This window comes from Pseudomonas sp. BN102, from assembly GCF_029871245.1.
GTDB lineage: Bacteria > Pseudomonadota > Gammaproteobacteria > Pseudomonadales > Pseudomonadaceae > Metapseudomonas.
Window position 1 is genome coordinate 1 of sequence record NZ_SSON01000017.1, and the last position, 18,664, is coordinate 18,664.

The 18,664-nt window shown below is 64.4% G+C and carries 20 protein-coding genes; 9 read left to right on the forward strand and 11 right to left on the reverse strand.

Going from position 1 to position 18,664, the window contains the following annotated elements:
• Positions 1 to 330: 330 nt before the first annotated feature.
• Positions 331 to 1,026: a type 1 glutamine amidotransferase domain-containing protein gene (locus E8F12_RS01255; RefSeq protein WP_280323469.1), complete on the reverse strand. Its 696-nt coding sequence runs from the start codon at positions 1,024 to 1,026 to the stop codon at positions 331 to 333.
• 43 nt (positions 1,027 to 1,069) lie between these two features.
• On the reverse strand, positions 1,070 to 1,444 hold the full coding sequence (locus tag E8F12_RS01260; protein ID WP_280292478.1) for a YajD family HNH nuclease: 375 nt from the start codon (positions 1,442 to 1,444) through the stop codon (positions 1,070 to 1,072).
• Between the two features lie 133 nt (positions 1,445 to 1,577).
• On the opposite strand from E8F12_RS01260, the gene E8F12_RS01265 reads away from it, so the two are divergent.
• Entirely contained in the window at positions 1,578 to 1,904 is a 327-nt protein-coding gene (locus E8F12_RS01265; protein ID WP_280323470.1) for a hypothetical protein, read from the forward strand.
• Here E8F12_RS01265 and E8F12_RS01270 read toward each other — a convergent pair whose 3' ends face one another.
• On the reverse strand, positions 1,905 to 3,947 hold the full coding sequence (locus tag E8F12_RS01270; protein ID WP_280323471.1) for a S9 family peptidase: 2,043 nt from the start codon (positions 3,945 to 3,947) through the stop codon (positions 1,905 to 1,907).
• A 96-nt stretch (positions 3,948 to 4,043) separates the two neighbouring features.
• On the opposite strand from E8F12_RS01270, the gene E8F12_RS01275 reads away from it, so the two are divergent.
• The 6 genes from E8F12_RS01275 (at position 4,044) to E8F12_RS01300 (ending at position 7,693) form a co-directional block, all read left to right on the forward strand.
• Entirely contained in the window at positions 4,044 to 4,523 is a 480-nt protein-coding gene (locus tag E8F12_RS01275; protein ID WP_280323472.1) for an MFS transporter, read from the forward strand.
• A 66-nt stretch (positions 4,524 to 4,589) separates the two neighbouring features.
• A complete protein-coding gene (locus E8F12_RS01280; protein WP_280323473.1) occupies positions 4,590 to 5,036 on the forward strand; it encodes an HIT family protein in 447 nt (148 codons plus the stop codon).
• 3 nt (positions 5,037 to 5,039) lie between these two features.
• Positions 5,040 to 5,813 carry a class II glutamine amidotransferase gene (locus E8F12_RS01285; RefSeq protein WP_280323474.1) on the forward strand — a complete coding sequence of 258 codons (774 nt, stop codon included), beginning with the start codon at positions 5,040 to 5,042 and terminating at the stop codon, positions 5,811 to 5,813.
• Positions 5,814 to 5,830: 17 nt separating this feature from the next.
• Entirely contained in the window at positions 5,831 to 6,355 is a 525-nt protein-coding gene (locus E8F12_RS01290) for a DUF2937 family protein (RefSeq protein WP_280323475.1), read from the forward strand.
• A gap of 37 nt (positions 6,356 to 6,392) precedes the next feature.
• The gene (locus E8F12_RS01295; protein ID WP_280323476.1) at positions 6,393 to 6,701 is read left to right on the forward strand and encodes an NIPSNAP family protein; all 309 of its coding nucleotides are present in this window, start codon (positions 6,393 to 6,395) and stop codon (positions 6,699 to 6,701) included.
• Between the two features lie 524 nt (positions 6,702 to 7,225).
• Complete coding sequence (locus E8F12_RS01300) at positions 7,226 to 7,693, forward strand: hypothetical protein (protein WP_280323477.1); 468 nt, start codon at positions 7,226 to 7,228, stop codon at positions 7,691 to 7,693.
• A 91-nt stretch (positions 7,694 to 7,784) separates the two neighbouring features.
• Here the strand turns inward: E8F12_RS01300 and E8F12_RS01305 are convergent, their stop codons facing one another.
• The 5 genes from E8F12_RS01305 to E8F12_RS01325 all read right to left on the reverse strand — a co-directional run bounded on the left by E8F12_RS01305 (position 7,785) and on the right by E8F12_RS01325 (position 12,292).
• Positions 7,785 to 8,270, reverse strand: coding sequence for an SgcJ/EcaC family oxidoreductase (locus E8F12_RS01305; RefSeq protein WP_280323478.1), 486 nt, complete (start codon positions 8,268 to 8,270; stop codon positions 7,785 to 7,787).
• Between the two features lie 251 nt (positions 8,271 to 8,521).
• Entirely contained in the window at positions 8,522 to 9,700 is a 1,179-nt protein-coding gene (locus tag E8F12_RS01310; protein WP_280323479.1) for a VWA domain-containing protein, read from the reverse strand.
• Positions 9,701 to 9,733: 33 nt separating this feature from the next.
• Positions 9,734 to 10,129 (reverse strand): GFA family protein, encoded by a 396-nt coding sequence (locus tag E8F12_RS01315; RefSeq protein WP_280323480.1) that lies wholly within the window; start codon positions 10,127 to 10,129, stop codon positions 9,734 to 9,736.
• 74 nt (positions 10,130 to 10,203) lie between these two features.
• Complete coding sequence (locus tag E8F12_RS01320) at positions 10,204 to 11,049, reverse strand: MoxR family ATPase (RefSeq protein ID WP_280323481.1); 846 nt, start codon at positions 11,047 to 11,049, stop codon at positions 10,204 to 10,206.
• A 163-nt stretch (positions 11,050 to 11,212) separates the two neighbouring features.
• Positions 11,213 to 12,292 carry a DUF748 domain-containing protein gene (locus E8F12_RS01325; protein WP_280323483.1) on the reverse strand — a complete coding sequence of 360 codons (1,080 nt, stop codon included), beginning with the start codon at positions 12,290 to 12,292 and terminating at the stop codon, positions 11,213 to 11,215.
• A 130-nt stretch (positions 12,293 to 12,422) separates the two neighbouring features.
• Between E8F12_RS01325 and cysK the strand changes: the two genes are divergently transcribed.
• Together cysK and E8F12_RS01335 are read left to right on the forward strand one after the other, a co-directional pair.
• The gene (cysK, locus tag E8F12_RS01330) at positions 12,423 to 13,397 is read left to right on the forward strand and encodes a cysteine synthase A (RefSeq protein ID WP_280323484.1); all 975 of its coding nucleotides are present in this window, start codon (positions 12,423 to 12,425) and stop codon (positions 13,395 to 13,397) included.
• Between the two features lie 175 nt (positions 13,398 to 13,572).
• Positions 13,573 to 14,658 (forward strand): polyamine ABC transporter substrate-binding protein, encoded by a 1,086-nt coding sequence (locus tag E8F12_RS01335; protein ID WP_280323485.1) that lies wholly within the window; start codon positions 13,573 to 13,575, stop codon positions 14,656 to 14,658.
• Between the two features lie 199 nt (positions 14,659 to 14,857).
• Here E8F12_RS01335 and E8F12_RS01340 read toward each other — a convergent pair whose 3' ends face one another.
• The 3 genes from E8F12_RS01340 to E8F12_RS01350 form a co-directional block, all read right to left on the reverse strand.
• Complete coding sequence (locus E8F12_RS01340) at positions 14,858 to 15,766, reverse strand: DMT family transporter (protein WP_280323486.1); 909 nt, start codon at positions 15,764 to 15,766, stop codon at positions 14,858 to 14,860.
• 227 nt (positions 15,767 to 15,993) lie between these two features.
• A complete protein-coding gene (locus tag E8F12_RS01345; RefSeq protein WP_280323487.1) occupies positions 15,994 to 16,725 on the reverse strand; it encodes a TorF family putative porin in 732 nt (243 codons plus the stop codon).
• Between the two features lie 103 nt (positions 16,726 to 16,828).
• Positions 16,829 to 18,571, reverse strand: a complete 1,743-nt coding sequence (locus E8F12_RS01350; protein ID WP_280323489.1) for an amidohydrolase — start codon at positions 18,569 to 18,571, stop codon at positions 16,829 to 16,831.
• Positions 18,572 to 18,664: the final 93 nt, after the last annotated feature.

Genomic DNA, 18,664 nt, shown 5'->3' on the forward strand with positions numbered 1-18,664 from the left:
GGCCATCCATGGCCCCGCACGCCTCTCGCGGCATCCATGCCGCTCGTCCCCCTGCGCAACGATGCCGCTTGGCCTCCTGACGGGGCAGAGTCGCTGCCCCACCTCTTCTGCACAGGTTCAGGCACTGATCAGGCATCAGGATTGCTGCGCCCTGTCAGGCGCGAGTCACCCCTCTCCTCTTCAGGGAGAGGGGCGGGGGTGAGGGATGTATCAGGCAGGTGCGGAGGCCTGAAAATACCGTGCTAGAGCTTTTTTGTCGATGCAGCAACAGCTAACGCAGACATAGCCAATTCATTCGCCCCTACAAGGATTCATTCGCCGTCTGCTGCCTTACAACTCGTCCCGCCTTCCCCCCAGAAGCTCCAGCAGCGCCGCCGCCGTCGGCTCGGAGGAGGCCGGGTTCTGCCCGGTGATCAGGTTGCCATCGGCGACCACATGGGGTTGCCAGTCCGCCACCTTGGAGTAGTGGCCGCCTTTCTCCTTCAGCACATCCTCCAGCAGGAAGGGCACTACCTCGGCCAGGCCCACGGCGATTTCCTCGGAGTTGGAGAAACCAGTCACCGCGTTGCCCTGCACCAGCGGAGCGCCATCCGGGGCCTTGGCGTTGAGCAGCACGGCCGGCGCGTGGCACACGGCGCCCACCGGCTTGCCTGCGGCGTAAAAGCTCTCAACCAGCACGATGGAATGCAGGTCGTCCACCAGGTCCCACATCGGGCCATGGCCGCCGGGGTAGAAGAGGGCGTCGTAGTCGGCCGGCATCAGGCTGTCCAGACGCAGGGTGTTGGCCAGGGCGCGGCGGGCCACGTCATCCTCGCGGAAGCGGTGGGTCGCCTCGGTCTGGGCATCCGGGTCGTCGCTCTTCGGGTCCAGAGGCGGATGGCCGCCCTTGGGTGATGCCAGCACCACTTCGGCGCCGGCGTCGCGGAAGGCGAAGTAGGGCGCGGCGAACTCCTCGAGCCAGAAGCCGGTTTTCTTGCCGGTGTCGCCCAGCTTGTCGTGGGAGGTCAGTACCATGAGGATCTTCATCGTGATCTCCTTGCAGACTCGGTGACGAACGGCCCAGGGCGGGCTATTCCTTGCGCTTCAACAGATCGCCGATGCCGGCTAGTGCCTTGTAGGTGGCGCCTGGCTCTCGCCGGGTGCCGGGTTGTTCTTCGCTGTGCCACTGCTGGTCGGTGTAGCGGGAGTGCTCGTTGTCGTGGCAGTAGAGACAGAGCAGCTCCCAGTTCGAACCGTCCGGCGGGTTGTTGTCATGGTTGTGATCGCGGTGGTGCACCGTAAGTTCGGACAGGCGCTTGCCGCTGAACTCGCGGCCGCAACGGGCGCAGACCCAGGGATACAGCTTCAGCGCCTGTTCCCGGTAACTGTGCTCGCGCCTTTTGCGCTCATCGGCGAGCAACTTGTCCAGCTTGCTCGTCGGGGGCGCCGTTCGTTCCGTGCTCATCCACCGCACTCCCGTGTCGGGATCTCGAAGAAAGTCTAGACCGGGCACCGGCGATCGATGGCATCCCGTCGCGCGCGCAGCCGCTTCGTCGACCGGGGGTTAGACTCAAGCGAGAAACAGCCGGAGACAGGCCATGAACCTTAGCAAGCTTCCGCTGCTGCTGGTGCTCGCCCTGCTGGCAGGCGGCGCGGCGGGGCAGAATCCACCGCTGTTGCGCGCGCCGTTGCAGGCGCCGGCGGGCGCTCCCGGCACGGTCACGCCGCAGCCTTATCCACAGATCGTGCCGCGCGCCGTCACCAGCCCGGTGCCGCAGAGCGGCAACCCGAGGTTGATGAACAATGTCGACCAGGAGCAGCGCCTGCGCGAATCCCTGGAGCAGCGCGACCAGCCGATCCCGGTGCTGGAGAAGCAGCTGGAGCGAAACACCAAGGATCTGGGCACCAGCACCGGCGATCCCTGATCAGCGCTGCGGCAGGCCGAGCACCTTGAGCAGGAAGGCATATTCCAGGGCGACGTCGCGCAGCGCCTGGTAGCGGCCGCTCATACCGCCATGGCCGGCGCCGAGGTCGGTCTTGAGCAGCAGCGGATTGTCGTCGGTCTTGCTGGCGCGCAGCTTCGCCACCCACTTGGCCGCTTCCCAGTACTGCACGCGGCTGTCGTTGTAGCCGGCCACCACCAGCATCGCCGGGTAGGCCTGGGCACTCACGTTCTCGTAGGGCGCATAACCCTTGATCCGCTCGAAGACGTCCGGCTCGTTCGGGTCGCCCCATTCGTCGTACTCGGTCACGGTCAGTGGCAGGTCGGGGTTCTGCATGGTGTTCAGCACGTCGACGAAAGGCACCTCGGCGATGGCCGCGGCAAACAACTCGGGGCGCAAGTTGAGCACCGCGCCCATCAGCAGGCCGCCGGCGCTGCCGCCGCTGATGGCCAACTGCTCCGGAGCGGTGTAGCTCTCGGCGATCAGGTGTTCGGCGCAGGCGATGAAGTCGCCGAAGGTATTGGTCTTGTGTTCCAGCTTGCCGGCGCGGTACCAGGCTTCGCCGAGTTCGCCGCCACCGCGCACATGGGCGATGGCGAAGACGAAGCCGCGATCCAGCAGGCTCAGGCGGGCGTGGGAGAACCAGGGGTCGAGGCTCTCGCCGTAGGCGCCGTAGCCGTAGAGGTAGAGCGGCGCGGGCTTACCCAGGGTCTCGCGTCGGGCCACCAGGCTGATGGGGATGCGCGTGCCGTCCGCCGCCGTCGCCCAGAGGCGCTGGCTGACATAGGCGTCGGCATCGAAGGGGCCTTCCACCGGGGTTTCCTTGAGCACCTGCTGAGCGCCGCTGGTCAGCTCCAGCTGGCGCACCTGGGCCGGGCGATTGAGGGCCTCGTAGCGCAGGCGGATCACCGGACTGTCGAATTCCAGGCTGTCCTGGACATAGAGGCTGTAGGCGGCATCCGGCAGTTGCAGCGGGTAGGTCGCTGCACCTTCCGGATGCACCTGGATGATCGGCAATCCGCCTTCGCGCAGGCTGAGGACGAAGGCGCCGGCATTCAGGCTGACACCTTCCAGCATGCGCGCCTCGTCATGGGCGATCAGCTCGCGCCAATGGCCGCGGGTAGGCTCGGCCTCGCTGGCCTGGTAGAGCGCGAAGTTGATACCGGTCTGGTTGCTGCGGATCAGCCAGGTCCACTGGCCGCCCAGCTTGCCGTGGTCGGCGTAGTACTCGTGGTCCTCCTCTCGCGGTGCCAGGCAGGTCCAGGCGCCTTGGGGGGTATCGGCGTCCAGCACCCAGGTCTCGCTGGTGGTCTTGCTGTTCAGCAGCAGGATCAGCTGGCGCTCGGAACTGGCGCGGTAGCAATTGAGGAAGAAGCGGCCGTCGCACTCCTCGAACACCAGCTCGGCAGTGGCCTCGCCCAGGCGGTGGCGATGCAGGCGGTGCGGGCGATGGGTATCGTCCAGTTCGCCGAAGAACAGCGTGGCGCTGTCGTTGGCCCAGGTCATGCTGCCGTCGCACTGCTCGAAGGGCAGGGCGCGGACTTCACCGCTGGCCAGCTCCTTCACGTAGAGCTGGTAGGTCTCGTCGCCGCTGGTGTCCAGGCTGTAGGCCAGGCGCGCATGGTCGGGGCTGACACTGAAGGCGCCGATGGACAGGAAACCGCCGGCCGCCAGTTCGTTGGGGTCCAGCAGCAGCTCCTCGCGGGCTTCTTCCAGGGTCAGTGAACCGTCGGTCGGGCGTGGGCAGCGGTAGTGGCGCGGGTATTCGTCGCCGGCGGTGGTGCGCTGGTAGTAGAGCCAGGGGCCCCAGGGCACCGGCAGGGAGAGGTCGGTCTCGCGGATGCGGCCCTTGATCTCCTGGAACAGCGCCTCACGCAGCTCCTGCTGGCCGGCCAGTTCGGCCTCCAGCCAGGCGTTCTCCGCTTCCAGGTGGGCGAGTACTTCGGGTGCGTCGCGCTGTTCCAGCCAGCGGTAGGGGTCGTCTCCGGATTCGATTCGGGCGATGGGGGCTTGGGGCATGGGCACTCTCGAAGGCAGGGCGGTCGGGCGACGGCAGGAGCGCCGGAACCGGGAAAAGCCGTTATCATAAGCGCCCTTTTGCCAGCCTTGCCACGGACGCCAATGACTGAAAACGACTACCTGCTCGCCTGGGCCGCCTACGGACTCGCCGCGCTCGGCTGCCTGCTGGTCTGGTATCACCTTACCGGCTGGATGTGGCGCTGGCTGCGCGAACCGCTGCGGCTGCTGGTGGCGGTGCTGCTGCTGACGCCGACCATAGTCGATCCGGCCAAGGACCAGTTCGCCCCGGCCGTGGCCATCACCGCCCTGGACCTGCTGTTCAAGGTCGGCAACAACGCCTGGAAGGCGGTCCTTGATCTGACCATGTACAGCATCATCGCCATTACCGGCTATGTGGTGTTCGTCCTGATCCGCTGGCCCATCGAGCGCAAGGTCAAGGAGATCCGCGCCGCCCGCGAGGCCGAAGCGAACTCCGAGGAAGAGCCCACCCTGCGCGAGACGAATCGCGACCGCGTCGCCGACGTGGATACCCGCTACGACCAGAACGGCGACCGTCGCCTGCGCATAGAGCCTCGCCTGTAACCGCCGAGGCCTTGCAGCCTGGTCACGACGCGTTCAGCATGGGCCTTTCCCCGCCAAGGAGTGCCCATGGACTGCGTGTTCTGCGCCATAGCCACCGGCAAGCTGCCGGCCCACTTGCTGCATGAAGACGAGCACTTCCTGGTGCTGCTGGACATCAACCCGCTGCGTCCGGCCCATGTGCTGATAGTTGCCCGCGAGCACGCCCCCTGCCTCTCAGATCTCTCCTCTGCTGCCCGTGAGCGCCTGCTGGCCCGCGCCGACAAGGTGGGCCAGGCACTGCGCTGGGCCGGCTATGGCCGCCAGGGAATCAATCTGTTGATCAACGACGGCCCGGCTGCCAACCAGCACGTGCCGCACCTGCATCTGCACCTGATCCCACGCCGCCGTGGCGACCTCGCCAGCCTGCTCTGGCGAGCCCTGACCCGCTTCCTGCCCCTTGGCCGCGCCGCCCTGCAGGCGCGTCTGGCGCGCGAAGCTGACCAACTGAAGAACGCCCTGAAGCTGGATTTCTGAACCATGTGCGAACTGCTCGGCATGAGCGCCAACGTCCCCACCGATATCGTCTTCAGCTTCACCGGCCTGATGCAGCGCGGCGGCGGCACCGGCCCGCACCGCGATGGCTGGGGCATAGGTTTCTACGAAGGGCGCGGCCTGCGCCTGTTCCAGGACCCTGCGGCGAGCGTCGAATCCGAAGTGGCGCGGCTGGTGCAGCGCTACCCGATCAAGAGCGAAACGGTGATCGGCCATATTCGCCAGGCGAATGTGGGCAAAGTCTGCCTGTCCAACACCCACCCCTTCGTCCGCGAGCTCTGGGGGCGCAACTGGTGCTTCGCGCACAACGGCCAACTGGCCGGCTTCGAGCCGTCGAAGGGGTTCTACTGGCCGGTGGGCGATACCGACAGCGAGGCGGCCTTCTGCAACCTGCTGAACCGCGTGCGTGGCGCCTTCCCCGAGCCTGTGATGGCCGAGATCCTCCTGCCGGTGCTGGTCCAGGCCTGCTTCGAGTTCCGCCAGAAGGGCGTGTTCAACTGCCTGCTCAGCGACGGCGACTGGCTGTTCAGCTTCTGCTCCAGCAAGCTGGCCCACATCACCCGCCGCGCGCCCTTCGGCCCGGCGCGCCTGAAGGACGCTGATCTGACGGTGGACTTCCAGGCGGAAACCACGCCCAAGGACGTGGTCACCGTGATCGCCACCGAGCCCCTGACCGATAACGAGACCTGGAATATCTACGAGCCCGGCGAGTGGATCCTCTGGCGCCGGGGCGAGATCGTCAGCCAGGGCCGTACCTGATAACCGGAGGACAGGGAATGTTGCGAAGCTATCTGCGCCTGATCCTGTTCACCCTGGGCCTCCTGGTCGGGGTGCAGGTGCCGGGCTTCATCGAAGACTATGCCAAGCGCGTTGACGCTCACCGCCTGGAAGCGGAGCAGGGCCTCAAGGGCTTCCGCGACACCGCCCGGCGCTTCTTCAAGGGCGACCTGGACGCCCTCGTTGTCCACTACCGCGCCAGCGACGACCCGGTGATGCGCAGCGACGCCGAGAGCGTCGCCAAGCTGGTGGCCCGCGACAGCCTCCTGCAGCGCGAATGGCGGGCCCTGCAGGGCCCCTGGTACCAGCGCGCCTGGCATGTGCTGATCAGTGCCAACCCCGAACTGCGCAAGGAAACCCTGGCCGCCTACAGCTACCAGCTCCTGCTGGTGCCCGAGGCCATCGCCTGGGGCCTGGGCGCCGGCCTGCTGCTGGCCTGGGTGGTGGAAAGCCAGTTGCTGCTGCTAGGCTGGGCCTTCAGCGGCGGCCGCAGCCGCAAGGCGCAGGAGCGGCATTTGCGGTGATGCACATGCCATACGATATATGCCAGAGAGGACGGGAATGGTCACTTGCTACCTGAGATATGTTCTGGATCCATACAAGCTAAGCGAGTTCGAACACTACGGAAGGCTGTGGATCCCGCTTGTCGAGAAGTTCGGCGGCAAGCATCACGGCTACTTCCTGCCTTCCGAGGGGGCAAACAACATCGCGATTGCGATGTTCACATTTCCAAGCCTTGCCGAGTACGAACGCTACCGGCAGCAATCCATGAACGACCCGGAATGCATGGCCGCGTTCAAGTACGCGGAAGATACGAAGTGCATTCTCAGCTATGTGCGTACGTTCTTCAGACCCGTGTTTGGTGCCTAAGGGCACCGGAAGGTACCTCACTCTACGAATGCCCCGGCGCGCTGACTGGTATCCGGCTGGGTCACCCCTGGCCCGCTTGCGGAAGAGGGGCCGGGAGAGAGGGCTGCCAAACCTCCGGCAGCAGTCTGGTGAACAACATTCTTGTGGGGGCGAATTCATTCGCCAAGGGCAACGTAGTTGCCCCCTCCAACACGTCAGGGCAGCCCTGCGGTCTGCTTGGCGATTGAAATCGCCCCCACAACGACTCGCCTCACCAATCCCCAAATGGCATCTGCTGCCAGCTCGGCTCATCGCTGAGCGCAGGGTCATCATAAGCTATCGAATTGCTGGTTTCGGGGAGGGTATCTGGAACGTCCTTGTTGCCATGGCCGGAACCGGCAGCCAAGAGCAGACACTCAATTACTTGATTGTGAATCTGTCTCCCAGAACGCCAGCAAACGCCTCGAATTACCCGAGGTTGCGCAAGCCCGAGCTGGTGTGACTGGTCTAGGCTAGCTCTCATCTTCAGCCATGGGGCCTCGGTCATGAGTCGCCATAAGATCACGCTAGTCATGCCGGCCCCTGCCGCCGCTACCTTCGAGGCATTCCACAATCACAACGTGCGTCTGGAGTGGGATACCTTGTTGTCGAAAGCCAATGTGGAGGGTGGAAGTAGCCATCCTTACATCGGGGCGGTGACATTCAACCAAGGGCGCGGATGGATGCGGCCCCTGTCAATGCGGACTCGATTCGTCAACTACAAACCAGGCAAGGTGGCTGCTGCGGTACTGGTGGAGCCAACAGGTATCTTTCAGGAATGGTCGGCCTCAATGCGTCATCGTGATCTGGATGAGGGCACGTCAGAGTTGATCTACAGCTTCAGCCTGAAGTTACGTCCACGCTGGTTTGGCAAGCTTGTAGATAGCTGGGTGAATCGCCTGTTCGCTCGTGCAACTCGAAAGCGCTTCTTCGCCCTGTCTGAGTACTTGCGGACGAAGAAGCACCATCACTAATGCCCTTTCCGGGCAAAAGGGTCGGAGTAATTTCTTAATCACTCCAACCCCTTGCAGCGACCCGGTCAGAGTGGCATGCGCCGTTGGCGCCTCACTCTTTCTCCGGCATTGCGGAGGAGTGGTGGCTGGTAATCAGCCACTGCTGTCCGTCCCACTTGTAGGTGTATGTGTAGCGAGCTTTTACCTGAGTGCCGGTAGCGCCGAAGGTGAAGGTATAGAGCCCGGCGTCAACCGCTGTATTGCAGCCGATCTCTATCGTTCTGGAGTCGATCCTGCCCTGCGGTTTGTTTTCCAGGAAGTGATGGAAGTAGTCCTCCTTTTCGGATGGGGTCAACCGCGGTTTGTTCGATACGGTGGGAAGCAGGATGGAACGCTCGGCATAGTTGGCGACAACCTGGTGTGGGTCGCCGGTTTGCAGTGAGCGGTTCCAGCGATCGAACAAGGCCGATATTTCTTGTTCACTGGTTGCCTTGCAGACTTCCGTGTGCGCTGTACCGGACTCGAGCTTGGATGAGCCTGAAGTACAGCCTGCAAGGACGACGGCAAGTGCCGCTGACAGGACAGCTAGGTTTTTCATTTTTGATCTTCTTGGATAAGTCGAAAAGCGGTGGGGAATGACTGCTGGTTATGCGACGGGGTCCGAGGAGAAGCACGACACGGATAGCAAGCCCGAGTTGCCCAAGGAGTATAGGTGGCAAATCGAACCAGGCAGTTGGCATGCCCGCAGCCTCCGGTGGGCAAGAAGAGCATTGTCCGCCCTGCCAAGGCAAGCCCGGGTGGATGAGTCGACAACACCTCAAATGAAAACGGGCCCCGCAGGGCCCGTTGTTATTTGGAGAGGAACTTCATCCCGTCTTCCAGACCGCGCAGGGTCAGCGGGTACATCTGGTCGTTGATCAGCTCGCGGACGATGTTGGTGGAGGCGGTGTAGTTCCAGGTGTCCTTGGGGTAGGGGTTGATCCAGATAAGCTTCTTGTACTTCTCCATGAAGCGCTTCATCCAGGCGTAGCCCGGTTCTTCGTTCCAGTGCTCGACGCTGCCGCCGGCCTGGGTGATTTCGTAGGGGGCCATGGCGGCGTCACCGACGAAGACCACCTTGTAGTCCGGACCGTACTTGTGCAGCAGGTCCATGGTGACGGTGCGTTCGGAGGTGCGGCGCAGGTTGTTCTTCCACACCGACTCGTAGACGAAGTTGTGGAAGTAGAAGTACTCCAGGTGCTTGAACTCGGTCTTGCAGGCCGAGAACAGTTCTTCGCAGACCTTCACGTGGGCGTCCATGGAGCCGCCGATATCCAGCAGCAGGAGCAGCTTCACGGTGTTGCGGCGTTCCGGGCGCATCTGGATGTTGAGCAGGCCGGCGTCCTTGGCGGTGTGGTCGATGGTGCCTTCCAGGTCCAGCTCTTCCGCCGCGCCTTCACGGGCGAACTTGCGCAGACGGCGCAGGGCGACCTTGATGTTGCGGGTGCCCAGTTCCACCTGGTCGTCGAGGTTCTTGTACTCGCGCTGGTCCCAGACCTTCACGGCTCTGCCCTGGCGCTTGCCGGCATCGCCGACGCGAATGCCTTCGGGGTTGAAGCCGCCGGAGCCGAAGGGGCTGGTGCCGCCGGTGCCGATCCACTTGTTGCCGCCGGCGTGGCGTTCCTTCTGTTCTTCGAGGCGCTTCTTGAATTCCTCGATCAGCTTGTCCAGGCCGCCCAAGGACTGGATCTGCGCACGCTCCTCGTCAGTCAGCATGCGCTCGAACTCCTTGCGCAGCCATTCCTCGGGAATCAGCGCCTGGAGGTAATCATCGAGCTTCTCCAGGCCTTTGAAGTAGGCGCTGAAGGCGCGGTCGAACTTGTCGAAATGGCGCTCGTCCTTGACCAGCACCGTGCGGGCGAGGAAGTAGAACTCGTCCATGTCGGCGAACACCACGTTGTGCTTCAACGCGTTGATCAGGTCGAGCAGCTCGCGTACCGAGACCGGTACCTTGGCTGCGCGCATTTCGTTGAACAGGTTGAGCAGCATGGCTGCACCCTCGTTGTTGATCTGTGTGAAGCGCTAGGAGCGCGGCTCCTGCGGCAGGCCGTCGGCGATGGCGTACCAGTCGGCCTTGGATTCTGGGTAGATGTGCTTCTGCGGGATTTCACCCAGCGGCGTGTCCAGGGTGCCTAGGGCCACTGACACCCAGTCGGGATAAGGATGCTCGGCGAACCACTGGAGGTTGGAGCCGCAGTGTTTGCAGAAGGTGCGGGTCACGCCAGGGGAGGAGTGGTACTCGGCCACCGACTCCAGGCCCTGGGTGAAGCGGAAGTCCTTGCGGCGGACATTGCCGTACGTGGCGAATGCCGCGCCATGACCCTTGCGGCACTGGCTGCAGTGGCAATGGGTGGCGGACTCGATGGGCGCGTCGATTTCGTACTTCACCGCGCCGCACAGGCAACTGCCGCTATGCATGGCTGGGGTCTCCTCAGTGGGCGGGTTTGCCCTCTCCCCCGGCCCTCTCCCGCGTGCGGGAGAGGGGAGGTTGATCAACGGCTGGCGCGGCGGCTCATGAACGCCAGGCGTTCCAGCAGCTGCACGTCCTGCTCGTTCTTCACCAGGGCGCCGGCCAGCGGCGGGATGGCCTTGGTGGGGTCGCGCTCGCGGAGCACGGCTTCGCCGATGTTGTCGGCCATCAGCAGCTTCAGCCAGTCCACCAGTTCGGAGGTGGAGGGCTTCTTCTTCAGGCCCGGCACCTTGCGCACGTCGAAGAACACATCCAGGGCTTCGGAAACCAGGTCGGCCTTGATGTTCGGGTAGTGCACGTCGACGATCTTCTGCAGGGTGTCGCGATCCGGGAAGGCGATGTAGTGGAAGAAGCAGCGGCGCAGGAAGGCGTCCGGCAGTTCCTTCTCGTTGTTCGAGGTGATGATGATGATCGGGCGCTGCTTGGCCTTGATGGTCTCGTTGGTCTCGTAAACGTAGAACTCCATCTTGTCGAGTTCCTGCAACAGGTCGTTGGGGAACTCGATGTCGGCCTTGTCGATCTCGTCGATCAGCAGGATGACCCGCTCCTCGGACTCGAAGGCCTCCCACAGCTTGCCTTTCTTGATGTAGTTGCGAACGTCGTGGACCTTGTCGGAATCCAGCTGGGAATCGCGCAGGCGGCTCACCGCGTCGTATTCGTACAGGCCCTGGTGCGCCTTGGTGGTGGACTTGATGTGCCAGGTGATCAGCTTGGCGCCAAAGGAGGCGGCCAGTTGCTCGGCCAGCATGGTCTTGCCGGTACCCGGTTCGCCCTTGACCAGCAGCGGGCGCTGCAGGGTGATGGCGGCATTCACCGCGAGCTTGAGGTCGTCGGTGGCGACGTAGGACTGGGTGCCTTCGAACTTCATCAGGGATTCCTCGGACTCGGGCGCCTCGGTACGAAACCGGGCGGTTCAGTATTTGGGAAAAGCCCGACTATAACGTGCGCACGAGTCGACTGTGAACGCAGACGCTTCATTCAGTCACTGAATGGGCGGTCACTCGTCCGTATTGGCGCAATTGCCATGGCCGCTAGTCATCCTGTTGTGGCGGCGCCAGTTCGAAGCGGGCCGTGAAGGCCTCGATGAAGGCGTTGCGCAGTATCGCCAGGAAGGCCTGGAGCGCGCTGATGTCCTGGCGGTGGATGTTGCCGCGCAGCTCCACGCGGGTGGCGAACTGGTCGCGCTGCTGGTTCTTCAGCACCGTTTCGCCGCCGCCCACCAGGGCTTCCCAGAGGGAACGGAAGAACCCCTTGTCCTTGTTCTCCACGTCCTGCTGCCAGTCGAATACGTCGACCTTGCGCAGTAGCGGCTTGATATAGCCGCTGAGCTGGCCATCGTCGGCGCGGGCTTCGATCACCAGGTCGCCCTTGCCGGCCTTGAAGTCGAACCTGCCGTAGGCGCGGGAGAAGTCGTTGAGCCGTGGCAGGTCGATCTCCCGAGTGCGCAGTCGCAGCTCGAAATCCTCGAAGTCCTTGAACGGGTCGAAGGTCGCCTGTACTTCGAGCGGCGCATCGCCCAGTACCAGCGCCGTGCCCTCCAGGCGCGCTACCCGCTCGCCGCCGCTGTCGGTGACGTTGGTCAGGTTGTAGACGCTGGCATTCACCTCGGTGGCGTCAATATCCACCTTTGGCCTGGACTTGAAGTTGTGAAAGGAGATCCGGCCGTTCACCACCCGCACCTCGTCGAGGGTGAGGGGCAACAGCTTGTCCAGTTGGTCGCGCCAGTCCGTGCCGGCACCGGTCTGGGACTCTTCCGCGTTGGCGCCGCCATCGACGAAGTTCAGTTCCGGCGCCGCGAAGATCACCCGTGCGACTACGGCATGGTCGTACCAGAGGGCGTGCCAGCTCACCGCCAGGTCCACGCCTGGCGTGTCCAGCAGCGGCACCGGCACCTTGCCGTCGACCTTGACGATGGACAGGCCGTTGATGCGATAGGCGCCGCGCCACCAGGCGAGGTCGACGTCGGCGATCTGGCCGCGATACTCGCCCATGTTGGCGAGCTTGCCGTTGAGGTAGTCGCGGATCAGCCAGGGCAGGGCCAGATGGGCCGTCACCAGCAGCAGGACGAGGACCAGGATCGCACCAAGGGGCAGGCTGTAGCGTTGTTTCATGGGGCTTCCGCCAAGGGGGCGTCTCTTTCGGTGGACTGCCCATCTGCCCCATGAGTTCGGCTGGACTGCACGGGGCCGCCAGCATAGGCTGGTCAGCTTTATTCGCCCTCAACCTCTAGGGACAGGAATCATGAGCCGTATCTTCGCAGACAACTCCCAAGCCATCGGCAACACGCCCCTGGTGCGCATCAACCACCTGGGGCCGCGCGGCGTGACCATCCTCGCCAAGATCGAGGGCCGCAACCCGGCCTATTCGGTGAAATGCCGCATCGGCGCCAGCATGATCTGGGACGCGGAGGCCTCCGGCCGGCTCAAGCCGGGCATGACCCTGGTCGAACCCACTTCCGGCAACACCGGCATCGGCTTGGCCTTCGTCGCCGCCGCCCGTGGCTACAAGCTGATCCTCACTATGCCGGCTTCCATGAGCCTGGAGCGGCGCAAGGTGCTCAAGGCCCTCGGCGCCGAGCTGGTGCTCACCGAGCCGGCCAAGGGCATGAAGGGCGCCATCGAGAAGGCCAGCGAACTGGCGAACGGCAACCCCGAGCAGTACCTGCTGCTGCAGCAGTTCGAGAACCCGGCCAACCCGGCCATCCACGAGAAGACCACCGGCCCGGAAATCTGGAACGACACCCAAGGCGCGGTGGATGTGCTGGTCGCCGGCGTCGGCACCGGCGGCACCATCACCGGTGTATCCCGCTACATCAAGCAGACCTGCGGCAGGCCGATCCTCTCGGTGGCGGTGGAGCCGGTGACTTCGCCCGTGATCAGCCAGACCCTGGCCGGTGAGGAGGTCAAGCCGAGCCCACACAAGATCCAGGGCATCGGTGCCGGCTTCGTGCCGAAGAACCTCGACCTGACCATGGTCGACCGCGTCGAGCAGAGCAGCGACGACGAAGCCAAGGCCATGGCCCTGCGCCTGATGCGCGAAGAAGGCATCCTCTGCGGCATCTCCTCTGGCGCCGCCATGGCGGTGGCGGTGCGCCTGGCCGAGCGTCCGGAAATGGAGGGCAAGACCCTGGTGGTTATCCTGCCGGACTCGGGCGAGCGCTACCTCTCCAGCATGCTGTTCGACGGCCTGTTCACCGAACAGGAGCTCCAGCAGTAAACCGGCGCGGGCGGCCCTGGGCCGCCCTGTGTCTTCTGGCGAGCGAAGCGCAGGCGCAGCGCTTCCTCGCGGGTCCGCTGGGACTTGTCGCTGATTGTCAGTGAAGGCCGTGGTAGAGAAGCTGGAACCCCCGCCCGGCGGGTCTCGAACCACAAGCAGCCAGGACACAAAGACAATGAGAAGCTCCTTCGCGCCCCTCCTACTGACGTTGGCCATGTCCACCGCCGCCCAGGCGGCCGGCACGGTGAAGATCTACAACTGGAGCGAGTACATCGCCCCGGACACCGTGGCCAACTTCAGCAAGGAAACCGGCATCCAGGCCAGCTACGACGTCTACGACAGCAACGAGACCCTCGACGGCAAGCTGATGACCGGTAAATCCGGCTATGACGTGGTGGTGCCCTCCAACCACTTCATGGCCAAGCAGATCCAGGCCGGCGCCCTGAAGAAGCTGGACAAGGGCCAACTGCCCAACTGGAAGAACCTCAACCCAGTGCTGCTGAAAGCGCTGGAGGTCAACGACCCGGGCAACCAGTATGGCTTCCCTTACCTCTGGGGCAGCACCGGCATCGGCTACAACGTCGACAAGGTCAAGGCGGTGCTCGGCGACACCGCCCCGGTGGACTCCTGGGACCTGTTCTTCAAGCCGGAGAACATGGAAAAGCTCGCCAAATGCGGCGTCGCCGTGCTCGACAACGGCCCGGAGCTGCTGCCCATCACCCTCAACTACCTGGGCCTGCCGCACCACAGCCAGAAGCCCGAGGACTACAAGACCGCCCAGGCCGAGCTGATGAAGGTGCGCCCCTACATCACCTACTTCCATTCCTCGAAGTACGTCAGCGACCTGGCCAACGGCGACATCTGCGTGGCCGTGGGCTTCTCCGGCGACATCCTGCAGGCCGCCACCCGCGCCAAGGAAGCCGGCAACGGCGTGAATATCCAGTACTCGACACCGAAGGAAGGCTCGCCGCTCTGGTTCGACATGATCGCCATGCCTGCCGACGCGCCGGATGAAGCGGCCGGCTATGCCTTCATGAACTACCTGATGCGCCCCGAAGTGATGGCTGGCGTCAGCAACTTCGTGCACTACGCCAACGGCAACGTCGTCGCCGACCCCATGGTCGAAGCCGCGATCAAGGCCGACCCGGCCATCTACCCGCCGGCCGAGGTGATGAAGAGCCTGTTCGCCCTGGAGTCCATGCCGCAGAAGATCGACCGCGTGCGCACCCGGGTGTGGAATGCGGTGAAGACCGGGCGCTAGGCCTGCTCGGACTGCCCCCTCTCTCTCTGGGAGAGGGCTGGGGTGAGGGATGCCGCCGATTGCACGTGGCAATCTTCTCTTGTAGGGGCGAATTCATTCGCCAAGCAGGCCGCAGGCCTGCCCTTTGGGACTCCAATGGGGCTGCTGCGCGGCCCTTGGCGAATGAATTCGCCCCTACACCAATCGCCCGACCTCTGTTTCAACCCGCCGATTTCACCGCAGCCGGCACCGTCGCCGGCTTGAGCACCAGCCACAGCGCCAGGGCGATCAGCACGCCGCCTTGCAGGTGCGCCATGGACACCGACTCGTCGAGCAGCAGCACCCCCCAGAACACGCCGAAGGGCGGGATCAGGAAGGTCACGGTCATGGTTTTCACCGGCCCGACATTGGCGATCAGGCGGAAGTAGAGGATGTAGGCGAAAGAGGTGCAGAGGAACCCCAGCGCCGCCAGGGCCAGCCAGGTTTGCGGCTCCAGCAACGGAGCAACCGGCATGGCCTGGGCATCCCAGGCGAACACCGGCAGCAGGCAGAGGGTGGCGCCGATCTGGCAGCCGAAGGCCACCAGGCCGCTGTCCATGCCGCCGGCTTCGCTGATCCAGCGTTTGGTCATGAATCCGGCGAAGCCGTAGCAGGTGGTCGCCACCAGGCAGGCTGCGGCCCCCCAGAGCAGTTGAGCGTCGAAGGCCACCGGCCCGGTGCGGGTCAGCACCGCCACCCCGGCCAGGCCCATCAGCACCCCGGCTGCCTTGGCGCCGGTGAGTTTTTCGCTGAAGAACAGCGCGCCGATCAGCACGCCCATCAGCGGCGTGGTGGCGTTGAAGATGGCCGAGTAGCCGGCCGGCAGCACCTTCGCCGCCAGGGCATACATGGCTGCAGGAACCCCGGAGCTGACGATACCGATCACCAGGGTCTTGCCCAGCTTGCCGCGAAAGTCCCAGTTGCTGCGCAGAAAGGCGAGGATCGCCGCGAGCCCGATGGCCGACAGCAGCACCCGCAGGAAGGCCGTGGGCAGGGCGCCGATTTCCGGCACCAACATGCGGATGAACAGGAAGCTGGCGCCCCAGATGGCGGCGAGGCTCAGCAGGCGGAGGAGGTCGGCGGGTTTCATGGGCAGCTCCTTGCGACGAGAGCGCGCACGATGACGCCGCCCGGACGGCGGCGCAATCCACAACTTGCTTTCAAATTGGCGGAACAGTTCTGGGCAGGGCAGGGAGGCATTCCATGTGGGGGCGAATTCATTCGCGAAGCAGTCCGTAGGGCTGCCCTTGTGGCTTCCACGGGGCTGCTGCGCAGCCCTTGGCGAATAAATTCGCCCCCACAGTGGATTGTGCGGCGCTAGAAGCTCTTGCTCACACTCGCCACCCAGGTCGCGCTGCAGACATCGGTGAAGCCGTAGTAGCTGGCGCATTCGGATTCGGACAGGTCGGTGTCGACATAGGCGACGCCCCAGGTCACCCCGAGGAAATCGCGGGTCAGCTTGGCTTCCCACTCGTGGTAGTCCTCCGTGCTTTCGCCGCTGGCGGACCAGAACATCGGGTCCTTGAAGTCGTTGCGCCCGTAACGCAGCTTCAGGCCCACATCCACGGGCAGCGCGGTTTCGTAGCTGACGTAGCTGTAGAGGATGTCCTGCTGTTCGCCGAAGACGTTGGTGGCATCGTCCGAGTAGTAGGCGGCGAGCTTGAAGCCATAGGCGCCGAGGATGGCGTAGACCTCGCTCTGGTTGAACTGGCTCTCCTTCGGGTAGGCGTACTTGACGTAGCCCGCGTCCAGGCTCACCTCGTCCGTGGCCTGCCAGTACCAGCCGGCGTAGTAGTCCACTTCCTGGCGGGTCTTGAGGTCGAGGCCAAAGTCCACGTTGGAGGTCCAGACGCCGGCATACAGGCCGCTGGAATGCAGCAGGGTGGCGCCGGCCTGGGCCGCCGGGTCGTTCTGGGTCTGGGAGATGCCGCGGGTGCGGTAGTCGCTGGCCAGGGTCAGGTCGACCTGCAGGGAAAAGTCGTCGTTCAGCTGCACGGCCTGGCAGGCGAGGGGCGCCAGGGCGAGGGCGAGGAGGGTGAAGCGTTTCATCGAGTGGTTCCCGTTGTTGTGATTGTTCGGGCAGGTGCAGGCAAGGCTCCGCCCGGCCCCCGCACGAACGCGGGGGCTGGGTGTGGAGCAAGGGTTGTGGTGCTTAGAGAGTGGCTTCGAAGACTTCGCGGCCGGCGAACCAGGTCTTGAGCACCCGGGTATCGCGCAGGGCTTCGGGCTCGACCTCGAACACATCGCGGTCGAGGAGGATCAGGTCGGCCTGCTTGCCGGGCTTGAGCGAGCCGATCTGCTGGTCCAGCCCGATGGTGCGGGCGGCATTGAGGGTGTAGGCCTGGAACATGGTCTCGCGGTCGATGCCTTCGGCGGCGTTGAGCACGCCTTTCGGTCCCTTGCGGCTGACGGCCTGGTAGATGGCCTTCCAGGGTTCGGGCGTGGTCACCGGCCAGTCGCTGGCGCCGGCGATGGTGGCGCCGTTCTTCAGCAGCGAGCGGGCCGGGTACTGGTACTGGTAGGCCATGGCGCTGATGTAGGGCTGCACCAGGTCCATGGTGGAATCGTCGGCGCTGGCCCAGTAGAGCTGCATGGAGGCGATCGCCCCCAGCGGCTTGAAGCGGGCGAACTCCTTCGGGTTGACCATTTGCAGGTGGGTGACGGAGTGGGTGATGCCGCTCTGCCGTGCCTTGCGCGCCTGCTCGATGCCGTTGAGGGACTCGCGCACCGCGCGGTCGCCGATGGCATGGATGTGCACCAGCCAACCACGGGCATCGGCCGCGCTGACCAGGTCGCCGAAGTGCGCCGGGTCGATCAGCAGCTCGCCGTACTTCTTCGAGTTTTTGTAGGGCTCCAGCAGGGCGGCGGTTTGCGCCGGGTACTCGGGCACGCCGTCGGCGAAGATCTTGATGCCTGGCAGGCTCAGGTTGGGCAGGCCCTGGAACTGCTGGCGAACCTTGTCCAGGGTGTCGAGGTCGGACGGGGTGCTCTGTGGATGGGCCACCAGCAACGCGGCGACATGGGCGTTCAGCTCACCCTTCTCGGCCATGGCCTTGTATACCGGGAGGATGCCGAGGGTCTGGGCGGTGGGTTTGAAGTCGAACAGTGGTTCGCCCGGCGCGGCGTTGGCCGCCGGGTCCATCCAGGCGGTGATGCCCAGGCTGAGGTTGTAGCGCAGGGCGGCGCGGCCGGCTTCCAGCAATTGCTCGGCGGTGGCCTGGGGGAACTGCGCCAGCACCGGGTCGAGCCCGGCGTCGGCGAGGAAACCGTTGGGGCGCATGTCCTCGTGATGGCCGATGGTGGCCAGCTCTTCGCCTTTCAGGGATTTCACCTTGGCGGCGTCGATGCCGGCGCGTTCAAGCATGGCCTGGTTGGCCCAGCCGGTATGGTGGTCCCAGCCGACGAAGACAATCGGCACCTCGGCCCATTCGCCCTGGTTGAAGCGCCGCTCGAACTCCGCCACCTGGCTCCAGTACGCCGAAGGCAGACCGCCGACGCTGAGGATGTCGCCGTGGCGCGCTTTGCCATTGTCGCGCCATTGGCGCAGGCGCTGTTCCAGCTCGGCCATGGGGATGAGCTGAGTGTCGACGTTGGCCGAGGCCAGCTCCAGCCCGCCCATCACCGCGTGGGAGTGGGAGTCGACGAAGCCCGGCATCAGCACCTTGCCGCCCAGATCGATCACTTTGGTGCCGGCCTCCTTCAGCCGTAGCACCTCGGCGTCGCTGCCGACGGCGCGAACCTTGCCGTCCTCCACGGCCACGGCCTGCTGCAGGGCCTGGCCGGGTTCGGCGGTGTAGACCCTGGCGTTGTGAAGGATGAGATCCACCGCGGCCATGCTTTCCATCGAGGCACAGGCCAGGGCTGCGGCCATCAGGGTAGGGGCAAAAGTTTTCATCGGTTTTCGTCCGGTTCTTGTTGGAATGGCGCTGAGCCTAACCAAGCCGGCCAGACAGCAGAATGCTATCTTTCCGCACAACTTTTGTGCCGA